The following is a 21,969-nucleotide window of genomic DNA, read 5'->3' as shown; positions in this document are numbered from 1 at the left end:
GCCGCCCCTTGGCACGGTTCGACTCGGCGCACGTCGAAGTGAACCGCGCCAAGGGGGGCCCGAACGAGGGGCCCGGCAAGGTACCGTCGACATAAGGCAGCACCAGGAGCCGCTGTACCTAGGCGTCTCCCAGGCGAAGGGGAAGCACACCGTGGCACGCATCGGTGACGGCGGCGATCTGCTCAAGTGCTCGTTCTGTGGCAAGAGCCAGAAGCAGGTCAAGAAGCTCATCGCAGGCCCCGGTGTGTACATCTGCGACGAGTGCATCGATCTCTGCAACGAGATCATCGAGGAAGAGCTCGCCGAGACGAGTGAGGTCCGGTGGGAGGAACTCCCCAAGCCTCGCGAGATCTACGAGTTCCTCGAGGGGTACGTAGTCGGTCAGGAGTCGGCCAAGAAGGCCCTGTCCGTCGCGGTGTACAACCACTACAAGCGGGTCCAGGCCGGTGAGAACGGCGGCGGTCAAAGCCGTGACGACGCCATCGAGTTGGCGAAGTCGAACATCCTGCTGCTGGGCCCCACGGGCTCCGGCAAGACCCTCCTCGCGCAGACCCTGGCGCGCATGCTGAACGTCCCGTTCGCCATCGCCGACGCGACGGCGCTGACGGAGGCCGGGTATGTCGGCGAGGACGTCGAGAACATCCTGTTGAAGCTGATCCAGGCGGCGGACTACGACGTCAAGAAGGCCGAAACCGGAATCATCTACATCGACGAGATCGACAAGGTCGCGCGGAAGAGTGAAAACCCGTCGATCACGCGTGACGTGTCCGGCGAGGGCGTCCAGCAGGCACTGCTGAAGATCCTCGAAGGCACGACGGCCTCCGTCCCGCCGCAGGGCGGACGCAAGCACCCGCACCAGGAGTTCATCCAGATCGACACGACGAACGTGCTGTTCATCGTGGGCGGTGCCTTCGCGGGCCTGGAGAAGCTGGTGGAGTCCCGCGCGGGTGCCAAGGGCATCGGCTTCGGCGCCACGATCCGCTCCAAGAAGGAGCTGGAGGCGAAGGACCGCTTCGAGGACGTCATGCCCGAGGACCTGGTGAAGTTCGGCATGATCCCCGAGTTCATCGGCCGCCTCCCGGTCATCACCTCGGTCCACAACCTCGACCGTGAGGCCCTCCTCCAGATCCTGGTGGAGCCGCGCAACGCCCTCGTCAAGCAGTACCAGCGCCTCTTCGAACTGGACGGCGTGGAGCTGGACTTCGAGCGCGAGGCCCTGGAGGCCATCGCCGACCAGGCGATCCTGCGCCAGACCGGCGCGCGTGGCCTGCGCGCCATCATGGAAGAGGTCCTCCAGGCGGTGATGTACGAGGTCCCGTCCCGCAAGGACGTGGCCCGCGTCGTCATCACGGTGGACGTCGTCCTGAAGAACGTGAACCCGACCCTGATCCCGAGGGACGCGCGCGGCCGCGGCCCGGGCGAGCAGAAGACGGCGTAACGGCCGACCAGTTACGTACGACGGCGGAGGGGCCCCGGTCAACAGACCGGGGCCCCTCCGCCGTTGAGGTTCAGTCGAGGCGTGTCAGGCCTTGACGCGCACGTCGTTGCGCAGCTTGGCCGCGAGCGCGGACGCGTCCTCCAGCGAACCGCCCCCGCCTGTGGCCAGGGCGGCGAGGTCGTACGAGACGACGTAGCTGACGGTGCTGTGGTCACCCCAGACGCAGAACGGCATCCGCGTCGTCTTCCCGGCGTCGGTGCTCTCGACGAACTGGCACTTCATGACGCCGTTGTCGAAACCCGAGGGCGTGAACTCCTCAGGGCTGCCCACGAGTTTGCCGTCGCCGGAGGTGTCCTTGGCGGACTCCGACTTCATCTTGGCGAACATGGCGTCGACGACCTTCTCCGGGTCGTCGATCGTGCCGTACACACCGGAGAACGTGATGTTCTTGGTGGTGAATCCCGACCCCGCGACATAACTCGCGCTGACGTCCTTGGGGTTCCGCACCCCCCACGACTCGGCGTCCTTGATGTCGCTCGCGCTCATCCCGCCGGTCTCGGAGTCCCCGCTCTTCTTGTACGTGCCGTCGAGCACGGTCGCCGGGGTCGCCAGCTTGTGCGCGCCGTCGTCGGTGACGCCGGAGCTGCTCCCACCGCTGAGCGCGAAGTACGCGCCCACGGCGATGGCGGCCACGACAGCCACCGCCCCGATGACGATCCCCGTCTTCTTCCCGCCCCCGCTCGGCGCCGGCGGCTGCGGAACCCCGTACGGGGCCTGGCCGTACGCGTCGGGCTGCTGCGGATAGCCGTAGCCGGGTTGCGGGGGAGGAGCCTGCTGGGGGTAGCCGTAGCCGGGCTGGGGAGCCGTCGGAGGGGCCTGGGGCGGCTGACCGTACGGACCGGGCTGACCGTACGGAGCCGGCTGGCCGTAGGGACCCGGCTGACCGTACGGGCCGGGCTGGGCCGGCGGTCCGTACGGTCCGGGCTGCTGCGGTGGTCCGCCGTACGGGCCCGGCTGGTTGTGGCTCATCTCTGGGTTCCCCTCCAGATACTTATGTGTTCCTGACATCCTCGCGCAGGCCAGGAGCCCGAGTTGCCCCGCGTGTGCCACCGTTACGAAAGAAACGTGTTTCGGGACACGGTGGTGACGCCTCTAAACTGACCGGGTGACCGAGAACGCTCAGCAGCAGCCAACAGCGCCCATCACCGAACTGCCGACCCAGTACGCGCCGGCCGAGGTAGAGGGGAAGCTGTACGAGCGCTGGGTGGACCGGGGATACTTCGCCGCCGACGCGAAGAGCGACAAGCCCGCCTATACCATCGTCATCCCGCCGCCGAACGTCACGGGCTCCCTCCACCTGGGCCACGCCTTCCAGCACACGCTCATGGACGCCCTGACCCGCCGCAAGCGCATGCAGGGCTACGAGTCGCTCTGGCTCCCCGGCATGGACCACGCCGGCATCGCCACCCAGAACAAGGTCGAGCAGCAGCTTGCCGAGGAGGGCAAGTCGCGCCACGACCTCGGGCGCGAGGAGTTCGTCGAGCGGGTCTGGCAGTGGAAGGAGGAGTACGGCGGCCGGATCCTGGGCCAGATGCGACGCCTCGGCGACGGCGTCGACTGGTCGCGCGAGCGCTTCACCATGGACGAGGGGCTGTCCAAGGCCGTCCAGACGATCTTCAAGCGGCTCTTCGACGACGAGCTGATCTACCGCGCCGAGCGCATCATCAACTGGTGTCCGCGCTGTCTGACGGCCATCTCGGACATCGAGGTGGAGTATCAGGACGACGCGGGCGAGCTCGTTTCGATCCGGTACGGCGAGGGCGAGGACAGCCTGGTCGTCGCCACCACCCGCGCCGAGACGATGCTCGGTGACACCGCCGTCGCCGTCCACCCCGACGACGAGCGCTACAAGCACCTCGTCGGCAAGCAGATCAAACTGCCGCTGACGGACCGCACCATCCCCGTCGTCGCCGACACGCATGTCGACCCGGAGTTCGGCACCGGCGCGGTCAAGGTGACGCCGGCCCACGACCCGAACGACTTCGCCATCGGGCAGCGCCACAACCTGCCCAACATGACGATCATGGACGAGCACGGTGTCATCACCGTCCACGGCCCCTTCCTCGGCCTGGACCGCTTCGAGGCGCGCTCCGCCGTCGTCGGCGCCCTGCGCGGACAGGGCCGGATCGTCGCCGAGAAGCGCCCGTACACGCACTCGGTCGGGCACTGCTCCCGTTGCTCCACCACCATCGAGCCGCGTCTGTCCCTCCAGTGGTGGGTCAAGGTCGAGACGCTCGCCAAGGCCGCCGGTGACGCGGTCCGCGACGGCCGGGTCTCGATCCACCCCGAGGAGATGTCCAAGCGCTACTTCGACTGGGTCGACAACCTCAACGACTGGTGCATCTCACGCCAGTTGTGGTGGGGGCACCGCATCCCGGTCTGGTACGGCCCGGACGGCGAGGTCGTCTGCGTCGGCCCGGACGACGAGACGCCGACCGGCGAGGGCTGGACCCAGGACACCGATGTCCTCGACACCTGGTTCTCCTCCGGCCTGTGGCCGTTCTCCACCCTCGGCTGGCCCGAACAGACCCCGGACCTGGAGAAGTTCTACTCGACCGACGTCCTGCTGACCGGCCACGACATCATCTTCTTCTGGGTCGCCCGGATGATGATGTTCGGCCTGTACGCCATGGACGGCGAGGCTCCCTTCAAGACCATCGCGCTGACCGGCCTGGTCCGCGACGAGCGCGGCAAGAAGATGTCGAAGTCCTTCGGCAACGTCGTCGACCCGCTCGACTGGATGGACAAGTACGGCTCCGACGCCGTCCGCTTCACCCTGGCCAAGGGCGCCAACCCCGGCACCGACGTCCCGATCGGCGAGGACTGGGTCCAGGCGTCCAGCAAGTTCGCCAACAAGATCTGGAACGCCACGCGCTTCGCCCTGATGAACGGCGCGACCATCGAGGGCGATCTCCCGGCCGCCGAGCGACTGACCGCGACCGACCGCTGGATCCTCTCCCGCCTGAACAAGACGGTCGCGCAGGTCGACGCGTACTACGACGACTTCCAGTTCGCGAAGCTCAGTGACGCGCTGTACCACTTCGCGTGGGACGAGGTTTTCGACTGGTACGTGGAACTGTCGAAGACGACCTTCTTCGCGGGCGGCGAGCAGGCAAAGGTCTCCGGCCGGGTCCTCGGCGAGGTCATCGACGTCATGCTGCGGCTGCTCCACCCGGTCGTCCCCTTCGTCACCGAGACGCTGTGGACGACACTGACCGGCCGCGAGTCCCTCGTCATCGCCGAGTGGCCCAAGGACAGTGGCTTCCGCGACGAGGCCGCCGAGGCCGAGATCGGTACCGTCCAGGCCGTCGTCACCGAGGTCCGCCGCTTCCGTAAGGAGCAGGGACTGCAGGACGGCCAGAAGGTCCCGGCCCGCCTCACCCTCGACGGCACGGCCCTGGCCGCGCACGAGGCGGCCATCCGCCAGCTGCTCCGCCTTCAGCCGGAGGAGGACGGCTTCCACGCCACCGCGACCCTCCCGGTCGCCGGTGCCACGGTCGCCCTCGACCTCTCCGGCACGATCGACGTCGCCGCGGAGCGGAAGCGGCTGGCGAAGGATCTCGCCGCCGCGGAGAAGGAGAAGGCCCAGGCGCTGGCCAAGCTCGGCAACGAGGCGTTCCTGGCGAAGGCCCCGGACAACGTCGTGGACAAGATCCGAGGCCGCCTCACCAAGGCGGACGAGGACATCACCCGCATCCAGACCCAGCTGGACGGCTTGCCGCAGGCGTAGCCGGCCGGTTTTCTCGCCCCCGCCGCCCCTACCCGTCCCATCCTCGGGGGCGCTACCCCCGAACCCCCGCTCCTCAAACGCCGGAGGGGCTGATTTTCAGCCCGTCCGGCGTTTGAGGACGAGGCCCCTTCAGGGCCGTAGCGGGGGTCTGGGGGCGCAGCCCCCAGGGATGGGACGGGTAGGGGCGGCGGGGGCGAGGCTGCTCCGTAGACTGGACCCGTGAGTGACCCCTTCGACGAGATCGTCGCGACCGAGACCGACCGAGACCCCGACCTCGCGGTGATCGAGGCCGGCAGCCGTACCCTGCGCACCCAGGGCGGAGCCCCGGACGGGGATCTGCCGGGCCGGCCCCGGGACCCCGAGGTCGACAAGGCCCTCCGCGCGGTCGAGGCGGACCTCGCCACCCGCTGGGGCGAGACCAAGCTGGAGCCGTCCGTCAGCCGTATCGCCGCGCTGATGGACGTCCTCGGGGAGCCGCAGCGCGCGTACCCCTCGATCCACATCACCGGCACCAACGGCAAGACCTCCACCGCCCGCATGATCGAGACCCTCCTCGGCGCCTTCGACCTGCGCACCGGGCGGTACACCTCGCCCCACGTCCAGTCGATCACCGAGCGGATCACTCTCGACGGGGCGCCGATCTCCGCCGAGCGGTTCGTCGAGACGTACGACGACATCAAGGCGTACGTCGAGATGGTCGACGCCCAGCAGGACTACCGGCTCTCCTTCTTCGAGGTCCTGACCGGCATGGCGTACGCCGCCTTCGCGGACGCCCCGGTCGATGTCGCCGTCGTCGAGGTCGGGATGGGGGGCAGCTGGGACGCCACCAACGTCATCGACGGTGACGTGGCCGTCGTGACGCCCATCGACCTCGACCACACCGACCGGCTCGGCGAGACCCCTGGTGAGATCGCCGTCGAGAAGGGCGGGATCATCAAGCAGGACGCGACCGTCATCCTCGCCCAGCAGCCCGTCGACGCGGCCCAGGTGCTGCTGAAGAAGGCCGTCGAGGTGGACGCCACGGTGGCCAGGGAAGGGCTGGAGTTCGGCGTCGTCAGCAGGCAGGTCGCCGTCGGCGGGCAGATGCTGACGCTGCGCGGGCTCGGCGGGGAGTACGAGGAGATCTTCCTGCCCCTGCACGGCGGCTACCAGGCCCACAACGCGGCCGTCGCCCTCGCCGCCGTCGAGGCGTTCTTCGGCGTGGGCACCCAGCGGCCCGAGCCCCTGGACGTCGACACCGTGCGCAAGGCGTTCGCCGCGGTGACGTCCCCGGGGCGGCTGGAGATCGTACGGCGCTCTCCCACCGTCGTACTCGACGCCGCGCACAACCCGGCGGGCGCCCGGGCCACGGCCGAGGCCGTGGGCGAGGCCTTCGACTTCAGCCGGCTCATCGGGGTGGTCGGGGCGAGCGGCGACAAGAACGTGCGCGGGGTCCTCGAGGCCTTCGAGCCGGTCTTCGCCGAGGTCGTGATCACCCAGAACACCAGCCATCGCGCCATGGGCGCCGACGAACTGGCCGCCGTCGCCGTCGAGGTCTTCGGCGACGACCGGGTCCAGGTCGAGCCGCGGCTCGACGACGCCCTGGAGGCCGCCATCACCCTCGCCGAGGAGGACGGGGAGTTCTCGGGCGGCGGTGTGCTCGTCACCGGCTCCGTCATCACCGTCGGCGAGGCCCGACTGCTTCTGGGAAGGGGCTGACCTTCCGTGCGTACGCTCTGCGCTTCGACCCTGATCGGCGAGGTCTTCCTGATCGGCTTCGCCGGTCTCGTCGCCATGAAGGACCCCGACCTGTCCATGTCGACGGTGTGGACGGTCAGCGGCATCGCCATGCTGCTGTGCGTGCTGCTCTGCGGTGTGATCACCCGGCCCGGCGGGGTGCAGCTCGGCTGGGCCCTGCAGATCGCGCTCATCGCGTCCGGCTTCATCATGCCGACCATGTTCTTCATGGGCGCGATGTTCGCCGCGCTGTGGTGGGCGTCCGTGCACTACGGCCGGAAGATCGACGAGGCGAAGGCCCGCTTCGCGGCGCAGGCCGCGGGGACCAGTCCTGACGCTGCGTGACACCCGCCCGGACCGGCCCTGTAGCCTCTGACCACCGCACACACGTGACCCGAATGGAGCCACCCTCGTGACTCAGCGCACCCTCGTCCTGCTCAAGCCCGACGCCGTCCGTCGCGGCCTGACCGGCGAGATCATCGGCCGGATCGAGCGCAAGGCCGGCTGGCGGATCACCGCGCTGGAGCTGCGTACGCTGGACCAGGACACGCTGGAGCAGCACTACGGCGAGCACAAGGGCAAGGTCTTCTACGAGCCGCTCGTCGAGTTCATGGCCTCCGGCCCCGTCGTCGCGCTCGTCGTCGAGGGCGAGCGGGTCATCGAGGGTGTCCGCGCGCTCGCCGGACCCACCGACCCGATCGCCGCCGCCCCCGGTTCCATCCGCGGCGACTACGGCGTGATCGTGCGCGAGAACCTCATCCACGCCTCCGACTCCGAGGAGTCCGCCGAGCGCGAGCTGAAGATCTTCTTCCCCGGCCGCGACTGAGCCGTCGTCCCGATCACCGGCTGAGGGATCGTCACCTCACCCGGATGTCGACCGATGCTGACCTGGGACGGCCGCGGAAAACCGGTCGTCCTGCGGCATATGCGCGCCGATCGGGGGAACGCCTACCCCCGAACGCTCGTCTCCAGAAGCGAGACGGCACATCGCATGCTGACAATGGCGAAGACCCTCGCGTGGTGTTCGTGCAGGCGCGACTACGATGTAAGCCTTGCAAGCCTGTTCGTCACCGCACCCACTTCGCCGTCCCGAACCAGAGCCATCACACGCTTCACTTGGGAAGGCCAGTCGAATCCTGATGGGGAACTCAATGTCGTTCATCGGCCGTGACATGGCTGTCGACCTCGGGACCGCCAACACGCTGGTGTACGTCAGGGGTCGCGGGATCGTACTCAACGAGCCGTCCGTCGTCGCGATCAACACCAACACCGGTGGCATTCTCGCGGTCGGATCGGAAGCGAAGAAGATGATCGGTCGGACGCCCGGCAACATCGTTGCCGTGCGCCCGCTCAAGGACGGCGTCATCGCCGACTTCGAGATCACCGAGCGGATGCTCCGCTACTTCATTCTGAAGATTCACAAGCGGCGGTATCTCGCCCGTCCCCGTGTCGTCGTCTGTGTGCCCTCGGGCATCACGGGCGTCGAGCGCCGCGCCGTCATCGAGGCCTCGTCCCAGGCCGGCGCGCGCCAGGTGCACATCATCGAGGAGCCCATGGCCGCGGCCATCGGCTCCGGCCTGCCGGTCCACGAGGCCACGGGCAACATGGTGGTGGACATCGGCGGCGGCACCACGGAGGTCGCGGTCATCTCCCTCGGCGGCATCGTCACCGCCCAGTCCATCCGTGTCGCTGGTGACGAGCTGGACAGCTCGATCATCCAGCACATCAAGAAGGAGTACTCGCTCCTGCTGGGTGAGCGGACTGCCGAACAGATCAAGATCACGATCGGTTCGGCGTACGACCTCGACAATGACGAACACACCGAAATCCGAGGCCGGGACCTTGTCTCCGGCCTGCCCAAGACCGTCGTGATCTCCGCGGCCGAAGTGCGCAAGGCGATCGAAGAACCCGTCAACGCGATCGTCGACGCCGTGAAGACCACCCTCGACAAGTGCCCGCCCGAGCTGTCCGGCGACATCATGGACCGCGGAATCGTTCTGACCGGTGGCGGGGCCCTGCTCCGCGGACTCGACGAACGGCTGCGCCGTGAGACCGGCATGCCCATCCACATCGCCGAGGACCCGCTGGACAGCGTGGCGCTCGGCTCCGGCAAGTGCGTGGAGGAGTTCGAGGCGCTCCAGCAGGTGCTGGACGCCTCGCCGCGCAGATGACGTAACTCTTCGATTCCGCCGTACGAGATGATCCCCTCTCGTGCGGCGGATCGTTGGTATAGAGGCATAAGCTCCCACAAACAACTCTTCTTGGCTCAACTCCCTTCTTTAACTCCTTTCTTTCCCAACTCTTCTGCCCCGAAAAAACTCTCTTGAGGAAGGCACGCCGCCGCACGTGAGGGACACACGAGAGAGCCGGCTGCTCCTGGTGCTGCTGATCGCCATCGCGTTCGCGCTGATCACGGTGGACATCCGCGGTGGGGAGGACTCACCGGTCGACGGTGCCCGGCAGGCCGCGGCAGCCGTCTTCGGCCCGGTCGAGGACGGGGTGGCCACCGTGGTCGACCCGGTCGGCGATGCCGTCTCGGCGGTACGCGACTCCGGTGACCGCCACGACCGGCTCGCCACGCTGGAGAAGGAGAACGCGGCGCTCAAGGCCCGCCTCGGCAGCGACGACCGCAACCGCAGCCGCCTCGGCCAGCTCAACAGGATGCTGAAGACGGCCGGCGCCGGCCAGTACGGCATCAAGGGCGCCGAGGTCATCGCCATAGGAGCGGCCCAGGGCTTCTCCTGGACGGTCACCATCGACATCGGCGCGGGCGACGGCGTCAAGCGCGACATGACCGTCCTCAACGGCGACGGACTCGTCGGCCGCGTCACCACCGTGGGCCCCGGCACCTCGACCGTGCTGCTCGCCAACGACCCGGACTTCACCGTGGGGACGCGGATGGAGGGCAGCGACGAACTGGGCTTCGCCTCCGGGCAGGGCGACCGGCCGCTGCGCGTCCAGCTCCTCAACGGCAAGGCCAAGGTCAGCAAGGGCGACCGGCTGGTCACCTTCGGCTCGCAGGCCGACAAGCCGTTCGTGCCCGGCGTACCCGTCGGCTTCGTGTCCCGGGTCGACCCCTCGGGCGGCGACCTGACCCGCACGATCTACGTCACGCCGTTCGTCGGCTTCACCAAGCTCGACATCGTCGGTGTCGTCGTCGAGGCCCCGCGCACCGACCCGCGCGACACCGTCCTCCCGGCCAAGCCGAAGCCGACGCCCACGCCGACGGTCACCGTGACGGTGACACCGTCCCCGTCCGCATCCGACGGCCAGTACCAGCAATAGCAGTAGGAGCTGAACTCCCCCATGCCTTTCAACCGGATGCTCCTCTCCACCGCCCTGGTGGTCGTCGCCATGGTGATCCAGGTGAGTGTCCTCGCCCGCCTCCACCTCCCGGGCGCCGTCCCCGACCTGCTGCTGCTGACCGTCCTCGGCCTCGCCCTGGTGTACGGCCATGTCGGCGGCGCCCTCGTCGGCTTCGGCGCCGGACTCCTCGCCGACCTCGCCCCGCCCGCCGACCACGCGGCCGGCCGCTACGCCCTGGTGCTGTGTCTCATCGGCTATCTGGCCGGTCTCGTCAAACCCGAGAACGGCCGGCTCAGGTCGGCCACCGGCCCGATGGCCGTCGTGGTCGCCGCTGCCGTCGGCACGACCCTCCTCTACGCCGGTGTCGGCGCCCTCGTCGGCGACACCGCGGCCCGCCATGTCGGCCTCCCCAGCCTGCTGTTCACGGCGGCGCTGTACGACCTGCTGCTGGCGCCCTTCGTGGTGCCCGGCATCATGTTCCTGGCCCGCAGAGCGGAGAACGACCCGCTCGCCGAGGCCAACTCCGCGGCCAAGAAGACCGACATCTCCTCCGGCTGGCTGTCCTCCGGCACCGGCCTGCGCATCGGCAGCCAGCGCGGCGGCCTCAAGGTGAAGGCGGCCCGCTCGAAGGCCGCCCGCGCCGGCCGCATCAAGGGGGTCAAGCGCCTGTGAACGCCCACGAGTCGAACCCCGACACCCACGCCCACAGCTTGCTCGTGTACTCGTATGCCTCGTACGTCCGCGTCCCGCACGCGCACTGAGAGGCGGAGGCAGCACCAGTGACCAACATTCCCGAGACCGGCCGGACGCCACGCGTCCAGATCCGTCTCGTCGTCATCCAGATCCTCGTCCTCTCCCTCCTCGGCACCCTCGGGGGCCGGCTGTGGTACCTCCAGATCCGCGAGGGGGACGCCTACGCCAAGGAGGCGTCCGGCAACCACGTACAGCAGGTCGTGCAGCCCGCCGTACGCGGCTCGATCCTCGACGCGCGCGGGGTGCCGATCGCGGACAACGAGACGCGTCTCGTCGTCTCCGCCTCCCGCACCGACCTGCTGAAGATGAAGGACGACGGTGACGCCGTCCTCACCAAGCTCGCCGGGGTCCTGGGCCTGAAGCCCAAGGAGGTCAAGGACAAGGTCCGGCTGTGTGACGCCAAGACGCCGCAGCCCTGCTGGAACGGCTCGCCGTACCAGCCGATCCCCATCACCGACGAGGCCACCGCCCGCCAGGCGCTCCAGATCCGCGAGCGCTCCGAGGACTTCCCCGGCATCACCGCCGAACCCGCCGCCGTGCGCCGCTACGCGGGCCCCGGCGGGTCCAACACCGCCCAGGTCCTCGGCTACCTCTCCCCGGTCACCGACGAGGAGATCACCAAGGCGCGGGACACCGACTCGCCCTACCTCCGCTCCGACCAGGTCGGCCGGTCCGGCCTCGAGCGGGAGTACGACAAGGAACTGCGCGGCAAGGCCGGCGTCACCCGCTACGAGGTCGACAACCTCGGCCGCGTCATCGGCACCGCCGAGGCGGACCCCGCCCAGTCCGGCTCCAACCTCGTCACCAGCATCGACGCGCGCGTCCAGCGGGTCGCCGAGTACGAGCTGAACAACGCGATGAAGCTGGCCCGCAAGGAGCACGACGACAACACCGGCGAGAACTACAAGGCCGACGCGGGCGCGGTCGTCGTCATGGAGGCCAAGACGGGCCGGGTCGTCGCCATGGCGTCCAACCCGACCTACGACCCGAACGCCTGGGTCGGCGGCATCTCCGCCAAGGACTACGCCAAGCTGACCGGCAAGAACTCCAACTACCCGCTGCTCAACCGGGCGATCCAGGGCCAGGCGGCCCCCGGCTCGATCTTCAAGGCCATCTCCACCGCGGCCGCCGTCGACGCCGGCTACCCCTTCGACGGAAACTACGACTGCTCCAGCTCGTACTCCATCGGCGGCCAGGTCTTCAAGAACTACGAGTCCAAGGGGTACGGCCCGATCAGCCTCGGCCGCGCCATCGAGGTCTCCTGCGACACCGTCTTCTACCGTCTCGCCCACCAGGAGTGGGTGAAGGACGGCGGCCTCAAGCCGAAGAAGACCGCGAAGAACTGGTTCTACACCACCGCCCACAAGTTCGGCCTCGGCGCCGTGACCGGCATCGACCTGCCCAACGAGGTCTCCGGCCGCGTCCCCGACCGCAAGTGGAAGCAGGACTACTGGAAGGCCAACAAGGCCTCCTGGTGCAAGTACGGCAAGAAGGGCGGCTCGTACGCCCAGCAGATCGCGTACGAGAACTGCCTCGAAGGCAACCTGATGCGCGCCGGTGACTCCGTCAACTACTCGATCGGACAGGGCGACATCCTCGTCACGCCGATACAGATGGCGACGATCTACTCGGCGGTCTCCAACGGCGGCACCCTCTACGACCCGACCGTCGGCAAGGCGATCGTCAGCGCCGACGGCAAGTCCGTGCAGGCGATCGCGCCCAGGTCGCACGGCAGACTGCCGGTCACCCCGGCGACGCTGAAGGACATGAACGCCGCCTTCGAGGGCGTCGTCACCCGCGGTTCGGCGGCCTGGCGGTTCGGCGGCTGGCCGCAGGACAAGATCCAGATGCACGCCAAGACGGGTACGGCCGAGGTCTACGGCAAGCAGACCACCTCGTGGTTCGCGACGTACACCAAGGACTACACGATCGTCATGACGATCTCCCAGGGTGGTACGGGCTCCGGAGCCTCCGGCCCGGCCGTCCGCAAGATATACGAGGCTCTGTACGGCGTCTCCCCGGACGGCAAGATCGACAACAGGAAGGCGCTGCTGCCCACCCCGCAGAAGGGCCTCCCGAAGATCGAGGCGGACGGCTCGATCGACGCCCCGAAGATCAAGCCGTACGTGCCGCCGAAGGAGGCCACCGAGGAGACGCTCGCCCTCGCGGGCGGCCAGCTCCCGCCGGCCACCGTCGCGACCGAACGGACGGGCACCAACCGGGCCCACCGCAGGCGCAGGCCCGGTAAGCGCAGTACGCGAAGGACGACGACATGACCGGCGCGAACACCTTCTCCGTCTCCGGCTACGGCCCCGAACGCTCGTCCATGTCCCGTCTGCTGGCCCGCGACTCGCTGGCCCGCAGGCTGGACTGGCCGATACTGCTGTCCGCGCTCGCGCTGTCCTTCATGGGTGCGATCCTGGTCTACTCGGCGACCCGCAACCGCACCGAGATCAACCAGGGCGACCAGTACTACTTCCTGATCCGGCACCTCATGAACACCGGCATCGGGTTCTGTCTGATGATCGGCACGGTCTGGCTCGGCCACCGCAACCTGCGCACCGCGGTGCCGATCCTGTACGGCCTCTCCGTCCTCCTGATCCTCATGGTGCTGACCCCGCTCGGCGCGACCGTCAACGGCGCCCACGCGTGGATCGTGTTCGGCGGCGGCTTCTCGCTCCAGCCCTCGGAGTTCGTGAAGATCACGATCATCCTGGGCATGGCCATGCTCCTGGCCGCCCGGGTCGACGCGGGCGACAAGCCCTACCCCGACCACCGCACGGTCCTCCAGGCACTGGGCCTGGCCGCCGTACCGATGATGGTCGTCATGCTGATGCCCGACCTCGGGTCGGTCATGGTCATGGTCATCATCGTGCTCGGCGTGCTGCTCGCCTCCGGCGCCTCCAACCGCTGGATCTTCGGCCTGCTCGGCACGGGCGCCCTCGGCGCCGTCCTGATCTGGCAGCTCGGCGTCCTGGACGAGTACCAGATCAACCGCTTCGCCGCCTTCGCCAACCCCGAACTCGACCCGTCCGGCGTCGGCTACAACACCAACCAGGCGCGCATCGCGATCGGTTCCGGCGGCCTCACCGGCACCGGCCTGTTCCACGGCTCCCAGACCACGGGCCAGTTCGTCCCGGAGCAGCAGACCGACTTCGTGTTCACGGTCGCGGGGGAGGAACTGGGCTTCGTCGGCGCGGGCCTGATCATCCTGCTCCTGGGCGTCGTCCTGTGGCGCGCCTGCCGCATCGCCCGCGAGACGACCGAGCTGTACGGCACGATCGTCGCCGCCGGCATCATCGCGTGGTTCGCCTTCCAGGCGTTCGAGAACATCGGGATGACCCTGGGGATCATGCCGGTCGCCGGTCTGCCACTGCCCTTCGTGTCGTACGGAGGATCGTCGATGTTCGCCGTGTGGGTGGCGGTGGGGCTGTTGCAGTCGATCAGGGTGGAGCGGCCGATGTCGGCGTAGCGCTCCGCTGGACGGGGGGTTCTATGGCCGCGGGCCCGGTGGGGGCTGGTCGCGCAGTTCCCCGCGCCCCTGGCCTGGGGCGCGGTTGGGCACCGGGATGACCTGCGGGGGTTGTTCCGGTGAACGGGGAATGTGTCCCGGATGACCAATAAGCACCCTTGAGGGCTGCCGTCGACGCCGGATCGTGACTAGATTCGATTCATGGCGGACACAAAGCGGGAAATCGAGCGGAAGTATGAATCCGACGACAGCGGACTGCCCGACCTGACCGGCGTCGCCGGGGTCGCGGACATCCTCGACAAGGGCACCGCCGAACTCGACGCGACCTACTACGACACCTCGGACCTGCGGCTGGCCGCGGCCTCGATCACGCTGCGCCGCCGCACCGGCGGCTCGGACGCCGGCTGGCACCTGAAACTCCCGGTCGCCCCAGGCGTGCGGGACGAGATCCAGGTCCCGCTCTCCGACACCGTCCCCGACGAACTGACCGGCCTGGTCCGCGCCCGAGTCCGCGAGGGCCAGCTCGTGCCGGTCGTGCGGCTGCGCTCCACCCGCGACCTGCGCGACCTCGTCGGCACCGACGGCCGCCGGCTCGCCGAGGTCGGCGTGGACACCGTACGGGCGGAGCGGCTGTTCGGGGGTGAGGGCACCGCCCAGTGGACCGAGATCGAGGTGGAGCTCGCCGACGGCGACGACCAGCGCTTCCTGGACAAGGTGGAGAAACGCCTGCGCAAGTCGGGCGTACGGCCTTCGAAGTCCACGTCGAAGCTGGCCCGGGCGCTGGCGGAGACCAAGGGCGGGCAGCCCCGGCCGAAGGACGAACCCGCCGAACCCGTCACCGCCGGCGACCACGTCCTCGCCTACGTCCGCGCCCAGCGGGACGCCGTCCTCGACCTCGACCCGGCCGTGCGCCAGGACGCCGAGGAGGCGGTGCACGACATGCGGGTCGCCACCCGCCGACTGCGCAGCACGTTCAAGTCCTTCCCCGAGATCCTCGACCGGAAGGTCACCGACCCGATCGGTGACGAGCTGAAGTGGCTCGCCGGCGAACTGGGCGTCGGCCGAGACCAGGAGGTCCTGGCCGAACGGCTGAGCGAGGCCCTCGACGAACTGGCCCCCACTCTCCTCCACGGGCCCGTCCGGGACCGGCTGGGCGCCTGGTCCAGGGCCGAGCACGGCGGAGCGCGGCGCCGACTGCTCGGCGTGCTGGACTCCCCGCGCTATCTGACGCTCCTCGACACCCTGGACGCCGTGGTCGCCGACCCGCCGGTCCTCAAGGCGGCGGCGAAGAAGCCGGACAAGGGGCTCGCCAAGGCCGTACGCAAGGACTTCGCGAAGGTGTCCGCGCTGGTCGAGGAGGCTCTGGAACAGCCGCCCGGCGCCGACCGCGACCTCGGGCTGCACGAGGCCCGCAAGAAGGCCAAGCGCACCCGCTACGCCGCCGAGGCGGCCACCCCCGCCCTGGGCGGTCCGGCCAAGGCGCTCACCAAGTCGATGAAGTCCCTCCAGAGCCTGCTCGGCGACCACCAGGACAGCGTCATGGTCCGCACCACGCTGGGCGAGCTGTCCGCCGTGGCGCACGCGGCGGGGGAGAACACCTTCACGTACGGGCTGCTGTACGGGCGCGAGGAGCGGCGGGCCACGAGGGTGGAGGAGGCGCTGCCCGGCGAGTGGCGGGCAATTCGGGGCGCGATGGAGGTCTAGCACCCGGTTTCACACCGGTTTCGCCCCGCTTCGGCGCCGGTTTTCACGCGGGCGGGGGAGTCCTCCGGGCGGGTTACGCTTGGTGGTCATCCCCGTCAGCTCACGAAGGTAACGCCGCGATGTCTGCCGAGTCGGTTTTCCCGCAGCTCGAAGCCCTGCTCCCGCATGTGCAGAAGCCGATCCAGTACGTGGGCGGCGAGCTCAACTCCACGGTCAAGCCCTGGGAGGACTGTGACGTCCGCTGGGCGCTCATGTACCCGGACGCGTACGAGGTCGGGCTGCCCAACCAGGGCGTCATGATCCTCTACGAGGTGCTGAACGAACGCGAGGGCGTCCTCGCCGAGCGCACGTACAGCGTCTGGCCCGACCTCGAGGCGCTGATGCGGGAGCACGGCGTCCCGCAGTTCACCGTGGACAGCCACCGGCCCGTGAAGGGCTTCGACGTGTTCGGGCTGTCCTTCTCCACGGAGCTGGGCTACACGAACATGCTGACGGCCCTGGACCTGGCGGGCATCCCGCTGGAGTCCAAGGACCGCGGCCTGGACGACCCGATCGTGCTGGCCGGCGGCCACGCGGCCTTCAACCCCGAGCCGATCGCGGACTTCATCGACGCGGTGATCATCGGCGACGGCGAGCAGGCCGTCCTCGACATGACGGACATCATCCGCGCCTGGAAGGCGGAGGGCCGTCCGGGCGGACGCGAGGAGGTCCTGCTCCGCCTCGCGAAGACCGGCAGCGTCTACATCCCGGGGTTCTACGACGTCGAGTACCTGGCGGACGGTCGGATCGCCCGCGTCGTACCCAACAGGTCGGGTGTCCCGTGGCGGGTGTCCAAGCACACGGTCATGGACCTGGACGAGTGGCCCTATCCCAAGCAGCCCCTGGTCCCGCTCGCGGAGACCGTCCACGAGCGCATGTCGGTCGAGATCTTCCGCGGCTGCACACGCGGCTGCCGCTTCTGCCAGGCCGGCATGATCACCCGCCCGGTCCGTGAACGCTCCATCACGGGCATCGGCGAGATGGTCGAGAAGGGCCTGAAGGCGACCGGCTTCGAGGAGGTCGGCCTGCTCTCCCTGTCCTCGGCGGACCACTCGGAGATCGGCGACATCGCGAAGGGCCTCGCGGACCGCTACACCGACGACAAGATCGGCCTGTCGCTCCCCTCCACCCGCGTGGACGCCTTCAACGTGGACCTCGCCAACGAGCTGACCAGGAACGGCCGCAGGTCGGGTCTGACCTTCGCGCCCGAGGGCGGCTCGGAACGCATGCGCAAGGTCATCAACAAGATGGTGTCCGAGGAGGACCTCATCCGGACCGTCTCCACGGCGTACGGCAACGGCTGGCGCCAGGTGAAGCTGTACTTCATGGTCGGCCTGCCGACGGAGACCGACGAGGACGTCCTCCAGATCGCCGACATGGCGACGAACGTGATCGCCGAGGGCCGCAGGGTCTCCGGCCAGAACGACATCCGCTGTACGGTCTCGATCGGCGGCTTCGTACCCAAGCCGCACACCCCGTTCCAGTGGGCCCCGCAGCTCTCCGCCGAGGAGACGGACGCGCGCCTGACGAAGCTCCGGGACAAGATCCGCGGCGACAAGAAGTACGGCCGCTCGATCGGCTTCCGCTACCACGACGGCAAGCCCGGCATCGTCGAGGGCCTGCTGTCCCGAGGTGACCGGCGCATCGGCGCGGTCATCCGCGCGGTGTACGAGGACGGCGGCCGCTTCGACGGCTGGCGCGAGCACTTCTCGTACGACCGCTGGATGGCCTGCGCGGAGAAGACGCTGCCCGACTTCGGCGTCGACGTCGCCTGGTACACGACCCGTGAGCGCACCTACGAGGAGGTCCTCCCGTGGGACCACCTCGACTCGGGCCTCGACAAGGACTGGCTGTGGGAGGACTGGCAGGACTCCCTCGACGAGACAGAGGTCGAGGACTGCCGGTGGACTCCGTGCTTCGACTGTGGGGTGTGTCCTCAGATGGACACTAGTATTCAAATCGGACCAACGGGCAAGAAGTTGCTGCCGCTGACGGTCAAGCAGGACGCTGCGGCCGGCGGACATGTGCACTGACTGACGTGAGTGAGGCGTCGGGGGCGCAGGCCCCCGCGCCTGGCAGGGGGTCAGGTCGTGAGGTGGTGGGTCCTGGCGGCCGGGGTGGTGTTCTTGCGCAGTTTGGCGCGGGCGAAGTCCCTGTTCGCGAGGGTTCGTTGGCGGTGCTCCTCGGGGAGCGCTGTTCCGTCCAGCAGTTTTTCGCAGCACTCCAGTGACTCGCGGTACTCGCCCATCCAGTACGACGACACGGCCAGCTCGTCCAGCGCCCGCCAGTCGTACCAGCCGTCCTCGACGAACAGGATGTCGTTCGGCCGCGGGATCTCCGCCGCGCGTCGCGCGAACATGTAGGCGAGCGGCCAGCGCTCCCCGTTCACCCTGTACAGGTGTGCGAGCTCGCCGAGCGGTTCGGCGCGGGTGGGGCGGTACTCGTGCGCGTCCAGGAACCGGGCCGTGACCTCGGGCATCCGGCGTCTGGTCGCCGATGCGAGCCGCGCCGCGTAGAGGCGCGCGCAGAACGCCTCCTCCTCGAAGCCGCCCATGGCCGCACGCCGGTCGTACGCGGCGAGTGCCTTCGCGGGTTCGTCGGCGTCGCGCCAGCTCTGGGCCAGGTAGAAGGCGTAGCGGGCGTTGCCCGGTTCTTTCGCGAGCCCTTCCTTGAGGACGGCGGCGTCGCGCAGGTACTTCTTCCGCTCGCTGCCCTGGAGGCGTCCGCCGCCGCCCATGATGACCATGCGCGCGCCCTCGAAGGTCGCCCGGCTGAAGGCCGTGCCGCACTCCAGGTACTCGTGCAGTACTCCGACGTACCGCCAGGGGAGGCGGGTCGACACCATCGTCGGGCGCCAGTGGACGACGGGGCCGTGGCGCACCTCGAAGTCGTAGCAGTCGTGGGTCGGTTCCGGCATCGTGAACCCGGGGCCGGTCTCCATCACGTCGTCCGCGTCGATGAAGAGGAGGTAGTCCGCGTGGTCCCGTGCGAGGTCGATGGCCTCGGTGCGGCTCAGGTCGAAGCCCTTCCAGGGGCTCTCGTGCAGCACGCCGGGCAGGTCGGCGAGAGTTTCACGGATGACGTCCTGGGTGCCGTCGGTGGAGCCCGTATCGAGGATCACCCAGGTGTTGACAAGGGGACGCACGGATTCGAGACAGCGGCGAATCACATGCGCCTCGTTCTTGACGATCATATTGAGGCAGACCGTTTTCATGACTTTTGAATTTAGTGAGTTGTAGAACCCCGTGCAAGAACCGCCACCGGTATAAGTGGGCAGTCCTGCTGCATGGCATGGGAGATTTTCATGGTATTCACCGCGCCGCTTCCCCTTCCACGCGAAGAAACCCGGACGGCTGAGACGGCCGATCCCGGAAACCGTCGGCCGGGGCTCTGGCTGTGGCCGTTCGTCCTTGCCGTCGGCCTGGTCGGCTACGGTATGACGGACCCTCTGCTCGGCCGCGACGAGCTGGTCACCTGGGACATGGTGAACCGGAGCACCGGCCAGATCCTCGCCACTCTCCAGAATGTCGACGCCGTGCACGGCGCGTATTATCTGCTGATGCACATGTGGGTGGGGATCTTCGGTGATTCCGTCTTTTCCCTGCGGCTCCCCACCGTATTGTCCATGGCTGCAGCGGCGTCCGTGGTGAGCCTCATCGGCAACCGGCTCTTCGGATACCGCGCGGGAATGTGCGCCGGAATTCTCTTCGCGCTGGTGCCGGCGGTGAGCCGTTATGGCCAGGAAGCCCGCAGCTACGCTCTGGTGGTTCTCGCCGTCGCTGTCGCGTCGCTGCTGCTGCTCCGGGTGCTGGACGATCCCCGCAGCTTCCGGCGATGGGCCGCGTACTCGCTCACGCTGACGTTCGTCGGACTTCTCCACCTGATCGCGCTGTCCGTCGTGCTCGCCCATGTCTGTGTGTTCGTGGCCCGTGCGCGGCAGCACCGCTCCCTGTGGTGGAAGTCCGCCCTCGCCCTCCTGGCCACCGCCGCCTGTGTCACCCCGGTCGCCCTGCTCGGCCGTTCACAGGCCCGACGGCAGCTGTACTGGGTTCCGGAACCCGACGGCTGGGCGCTGCTGTCCCTTGTGCGTGACGTGTTCGCCTCCACCCTGTGCGCCGGGGCGTTGGTCACGCTCGCGCTGCTGGCCCGCTCGCCACGCAGGGTGCCCCTGTTGCTGTGCGGCGTCTGGGCGCTTGTGCCACCCGTCCTGGTCTGGCTCGCCTCGCACGGCGAGGTCTCGTACTTCCGCCTCGTCTACGTCCTGTTCACGCTGCCTGCCTGGGCTCTCCTGGCCGGCGCGGGCCTCGACGCGGTCTCCCGTTCCCGGAAGGCCACCGCCGTGCTGCTGGCGGCGCTGGTCGTGCTCGTGCTGCCCGACCAGAAGCAGCTGCGGCAGCCGTTCGAGCACGATGTGCCGGTGCCTCTCGACTACGCGGCGGCGGCCGATGTGATCAGGCAGCACCACCGGCCCGGAGACGCCGTCGTCTACGACCGCGAGAACACGTGGAAGCTGGACAGCGGGGTGCAGTACTACCTGCCCCGCGCGTTGAGGATGCGGGACGTGTTCCTGGCCGAGGACCCCGTCGGGATCGATGACCTCTACCCGCTGCAGTGCGCTGTTCCGGATCTCTGCCTCGACCGGGAGCGGCGGCTCTGGCTGGTGACCCAGGGGCCCGACCTCCCCTTCGACGCGATCGATCGGCAGCAGGTGAACGCGCTGCGAAGCCGGTACGACATGTCCTCGAGCGAGTCGGTGACGGGGATGACCGTGAGCCTGCTCGTACGCAGGGGGGAACGTTGACGGCCCGAGTTCCCTCCGGGCGGGGAGGGAACTCGGGCCGGGCGTCACCGGGGGCCGGTCATCCCGCCGGGGCACCGCCGTTGGCGGCGCCGGTGACGGGCTGGAGCGTCACCTGGCTCCAGGGGTAGGGATTGCCGTTGGCGTCGTTGCAGTTCAGCGTCGCCGGGTTGGTGCTGTTGACCTCGTTGCACCGGGTCTCGTAGACACGACCGGTGTCGGTGATGACGTCGAACCTGACGCCGAGTGAGGTCTGGTGCTCGGCGATGGCGACCCCGCACGGGGTGCCGATCGGGCGGTTCTGTCCGTCCGTGCCGCCTGCCGGGTAGCCGGGGTGGGTGGTGAGGTCCGTCCACAGGAAGGAGGGGTTGGGGTTGTTCCCGCTGTAGTCGCGGATGCCCGCGTACGTCCGTCCGGCGGCCAGCGCGACCCGGAACTCCAGGTTGCCCTGGGGGTGGAAGGCGTCGATGTCGGCGCACACCCCGGTCGCGCCCGTGGCGCCCGTGGCGCCGGTGGCACCCGTCGCGCCTGTTGCACCGGTTGCCCCGTCGGAGGGGCCGGTCGCGCCAGGCGCGCCCGTGGCTCCGGTCGAGCCCGTTGCCCCGGTCGCACCCGTCCCGGTGGCACCTGTTGCCCCGGTCGCGCCCGTGGCGCCGGTCGCGCCCTTCGGCCCGGTCGCCCCGGTGGCGCCCTTGCACTCGTTCTTGTTCGTCTTGTGGGGTTTGCCCTGCTTCTTACACTTGTCGTTTCCGCCGGAGAGCCTTGTCGTGGCCTCGTGGTCGCTCACGCTGCGCGCTGTCGCGGCGGCGGGGCCGACCACGCCGGTCGCCAGGACCAGGGTGAGCGAGGCCAGCATTCCGGCCTTCTTGAACCCGTCCCGCGCCAGCGGCCCGAGAAGTGAACGCGTCCTGTACTCAGGACTCATGGATGTGCTCCTTGCGTCGACTTGCCTT

The 21,969-nt window shown here is 68.9% G+C and carries 16 protein-coding genes; 13 read left to right on the top strand and 3 right to left on the bottom strand.

Annotation, left to right across the window (positions count from 1 at the left end; translation table 11 throughout):
- Window positions 1–151: 151 nt before the first annotated feature.
- Entirely contained in the window at window positions 152–1,438 is a 1,287-nt protein-coding gene (gene clpX / locus OG241_RS19420; protein ID WP_319089989.1) for an ATP-dependent Clp protease ATP-binding subunit ClpX, read from the top strand.
- 84 nt (window positions 1,439–1,522) lie between these two features.
- Here clpX and OG241_RS19415 read toward each other — a convergent pair whose 3' ends face one another.
- On the bottom strand, window positions 1,523–2,467 hold the full coding sequence (locus OG241_RS19415) for a hypothetical protein (protein WP_405816803.1): 945 nt from the start codon (window positions 2,465–2,467) through the stop codon (window positions 1,523–1,525).
- Window positions 2,468–2,603: 136 nt separating this feature from the next.
- On the opposite strand from OG241_RS19415, the gene OG241_RS19410 reads away from it, so the two are divergent.
- From OG241_RS19410 to OG241_RS19360, 11 genes are all read left to right on the top strand, one after another.
- A complete protein-coding gene (locus tag OG241_RS19410; RefSeq protein ID WP_405816802.1) occupies window positions 2,604–5,228 on the top strand; it encodes a valine--tRNA ligase in 2,625 nt (874 codons plus the stop codon).
- A 219-nt stretch (window positions 5,229–5,447) separates the two neighbouring features.
- Window positions 5,448–6,926 carry a bifunctional folylpolyglutamate synthase/dihydrofolate synthase gene (locus OG241_RS19405; protein ID WP_405816801.1) on the top strand — a complete coding sequence of 493 codons (1,479 nt, stop codon included), beginning with the start codon at window positions 5,448–5,450 and terminating at the stop codon, window positions 6,924–6,926.
- 6 nt (window positions 6,927–6,932) lie between these two features.
- Window positions 6,933–7,289 (top strand): DUF4233 domain-containing protein, encoded by a 357-nt coding sequence (locus tag OG241_RS19400; RefSeq protein WP_405816800.1) that lies wholly within the window; start codon window positions 6,933–6,935, stop codon window positions 7,287–7,289.
- A 67-nt stretch (window positions 7,290–7,356) separates the two neighbouring features.
- On the top strand, window positions 7,357–7,770 hold the full coding sequence (gene ndk / locus OG241_RS19395) for a nucleoside-diphosphate kinase (protein WP_366880135.1): 414 nt from the start codon (window positions 7,357–7,359) through the stop codon (window positions 7,768–7,770).
- 325 nt (window positions 7,771–8,095) lie between these two features.
- Window positions 8,096–9,115 (top strand): rod shape-determining protein, encoded by a 1,020-nt coding sequence (locus OG241_RS19390; protein WP_405816799.1) that lies wholly within the window; start codon window positions 8,096–8,098, stop codon window positions 9,113–9,115.
- Window positions 9,116–9,290: 175 nt separating this feature from the next.
- Window positions 9,291–10,229 (top strand): rod shape-determining protein MreC, encoded by a 939-nt coding sequence (mreC, locus tag OG241_RS19385; RefSeq protein WP_405816798.1) that lies wholly within the window; start codon window positions 9,291–9,293, stop codon window positions 10,227–10,229.
- Between the two features lie 21 nt (window positions 10,230–10,250).
- Window positions 10,251–10,922, top strand: coding sequence for a rod shape-determining protein MreD (gene mreD, locus OG241_RS19380; RefSeq protein WP_405816797.1), 672 nt, complete (start codon window positions 10,251–10,253; stop codon window positions 10,920–10,922).
- Between the two features lie 107 nt (window positions 10,923–11,029).
- Entirely contained in the window at window positions 11,030–13,279 is a 2,250-nt protein-coding gene (gene mrdA / locus OG241_RS19375) for a penicillin-binding protein 2 (RefSeq protein WP_405816796.1), read from the top strand.
- Window positions 13,276–14,475: a rod shape-determining protein RodA gene (rodA, locus tag OG241_RS19370; RefSeq protein WP_405816795.1), complete on the top strand. Its 1,200-nt coding sequence runs from the start codon at window positions 13,276–13,278 to the stop codon at window positions 14,473–14,475. Before mrdA ends, rodA begins: the two co-directional genes overlap by 4 nt.
- Before the next feature lie 201 nt (window positions 14,476–14,676).
- Window positions 14,677–16,179: a CHAD domain-containing protein gene (locus OG241_RS19365; protein WP_405816794.1), complete on the top strand. Its 1,503-nt coding sequence runs from the start codon at window positions 14,677–14,679 to the stop codon at window positions 16,177–16,179.
- A gap of 119 nt (window positions 16,180–16,298) precedes the next feature.
- Window positions 16,299–18,251, top strand: coding sequence for a TIGR03960 family B12-binding radical SAM protein (locus OG241_RS19360; RefSeq protein ID WP_405816792.1), 1,953 nt, complete (start codon window positions 16,299–16,301; stop codon window positions 18,249–18,251).
- A 50-nt stretch (window positions 18,252–18,301) separates the two neighbouring features.
- On the opposite strand, the gene OG241_RS19355 is transcribed toward OG241_RS19360, so the two are convergent.
- Window positions 18,302–19,411, bottom strand: a complete 1,110-nt coding sequence (locus OG241_RS19355; RefSeq protein WP_405816790.1) for a glycosyltransferase — start codon at window positions 19,409–19,411, stop codon at window positions 18,302–18,304.
- A 111-nt stretch (window positions 19,412–19,522) separates the two neighbouring features.
- Here OG241_RS19355 and OG241_RS19350 point away from each other — a divergent pair, with 111 nt between their 5' ends.
- The gene (locus tag OG241_RS19350) at window positions 19,523–21,019 is read left to right on the top strand and encodes a glycosyltransferase family 39 protein (RefSeq protein ID WP_405816789.1); all 1,497 of its coding nucleotides are present in this window, start codon (window positions 19,523–19,525) and stop codon (window positions 21,017–21,019) included.
- A 58-nt stretch (window positions 21,020–21,077) separates the two neighbouring features.
- Here OG241_RS19350 and OG241_RS19345 read toward each other — a convergent pair whose 3' ends face one another.
- On the bottom strand, window positions 21,078–21,941 hold the full coding sequence (locus OG241_RS19345) for a hypothetical protein (RefSeq protein WP_405816788.1): 864 nt from the start codon (window positions 21,939–21,941) through the stop codon (window positions 21,078–21,080).
- Window positions 21,942–21,969: the final 28 nt, after the last annotated feature.

It is taken from the genome of Streptomyces sp. NBC_01390 (assembly GCF_045040105.1).
Taxonomy (GTDB): Bacteria; Actinomycetota; Actinomycetes; order Streptomycetales; family Streptomycetaceae; genus Streptomyces.
This window is presented reverse-complemented; position numbering and strand designations above follow the sequence as displayed.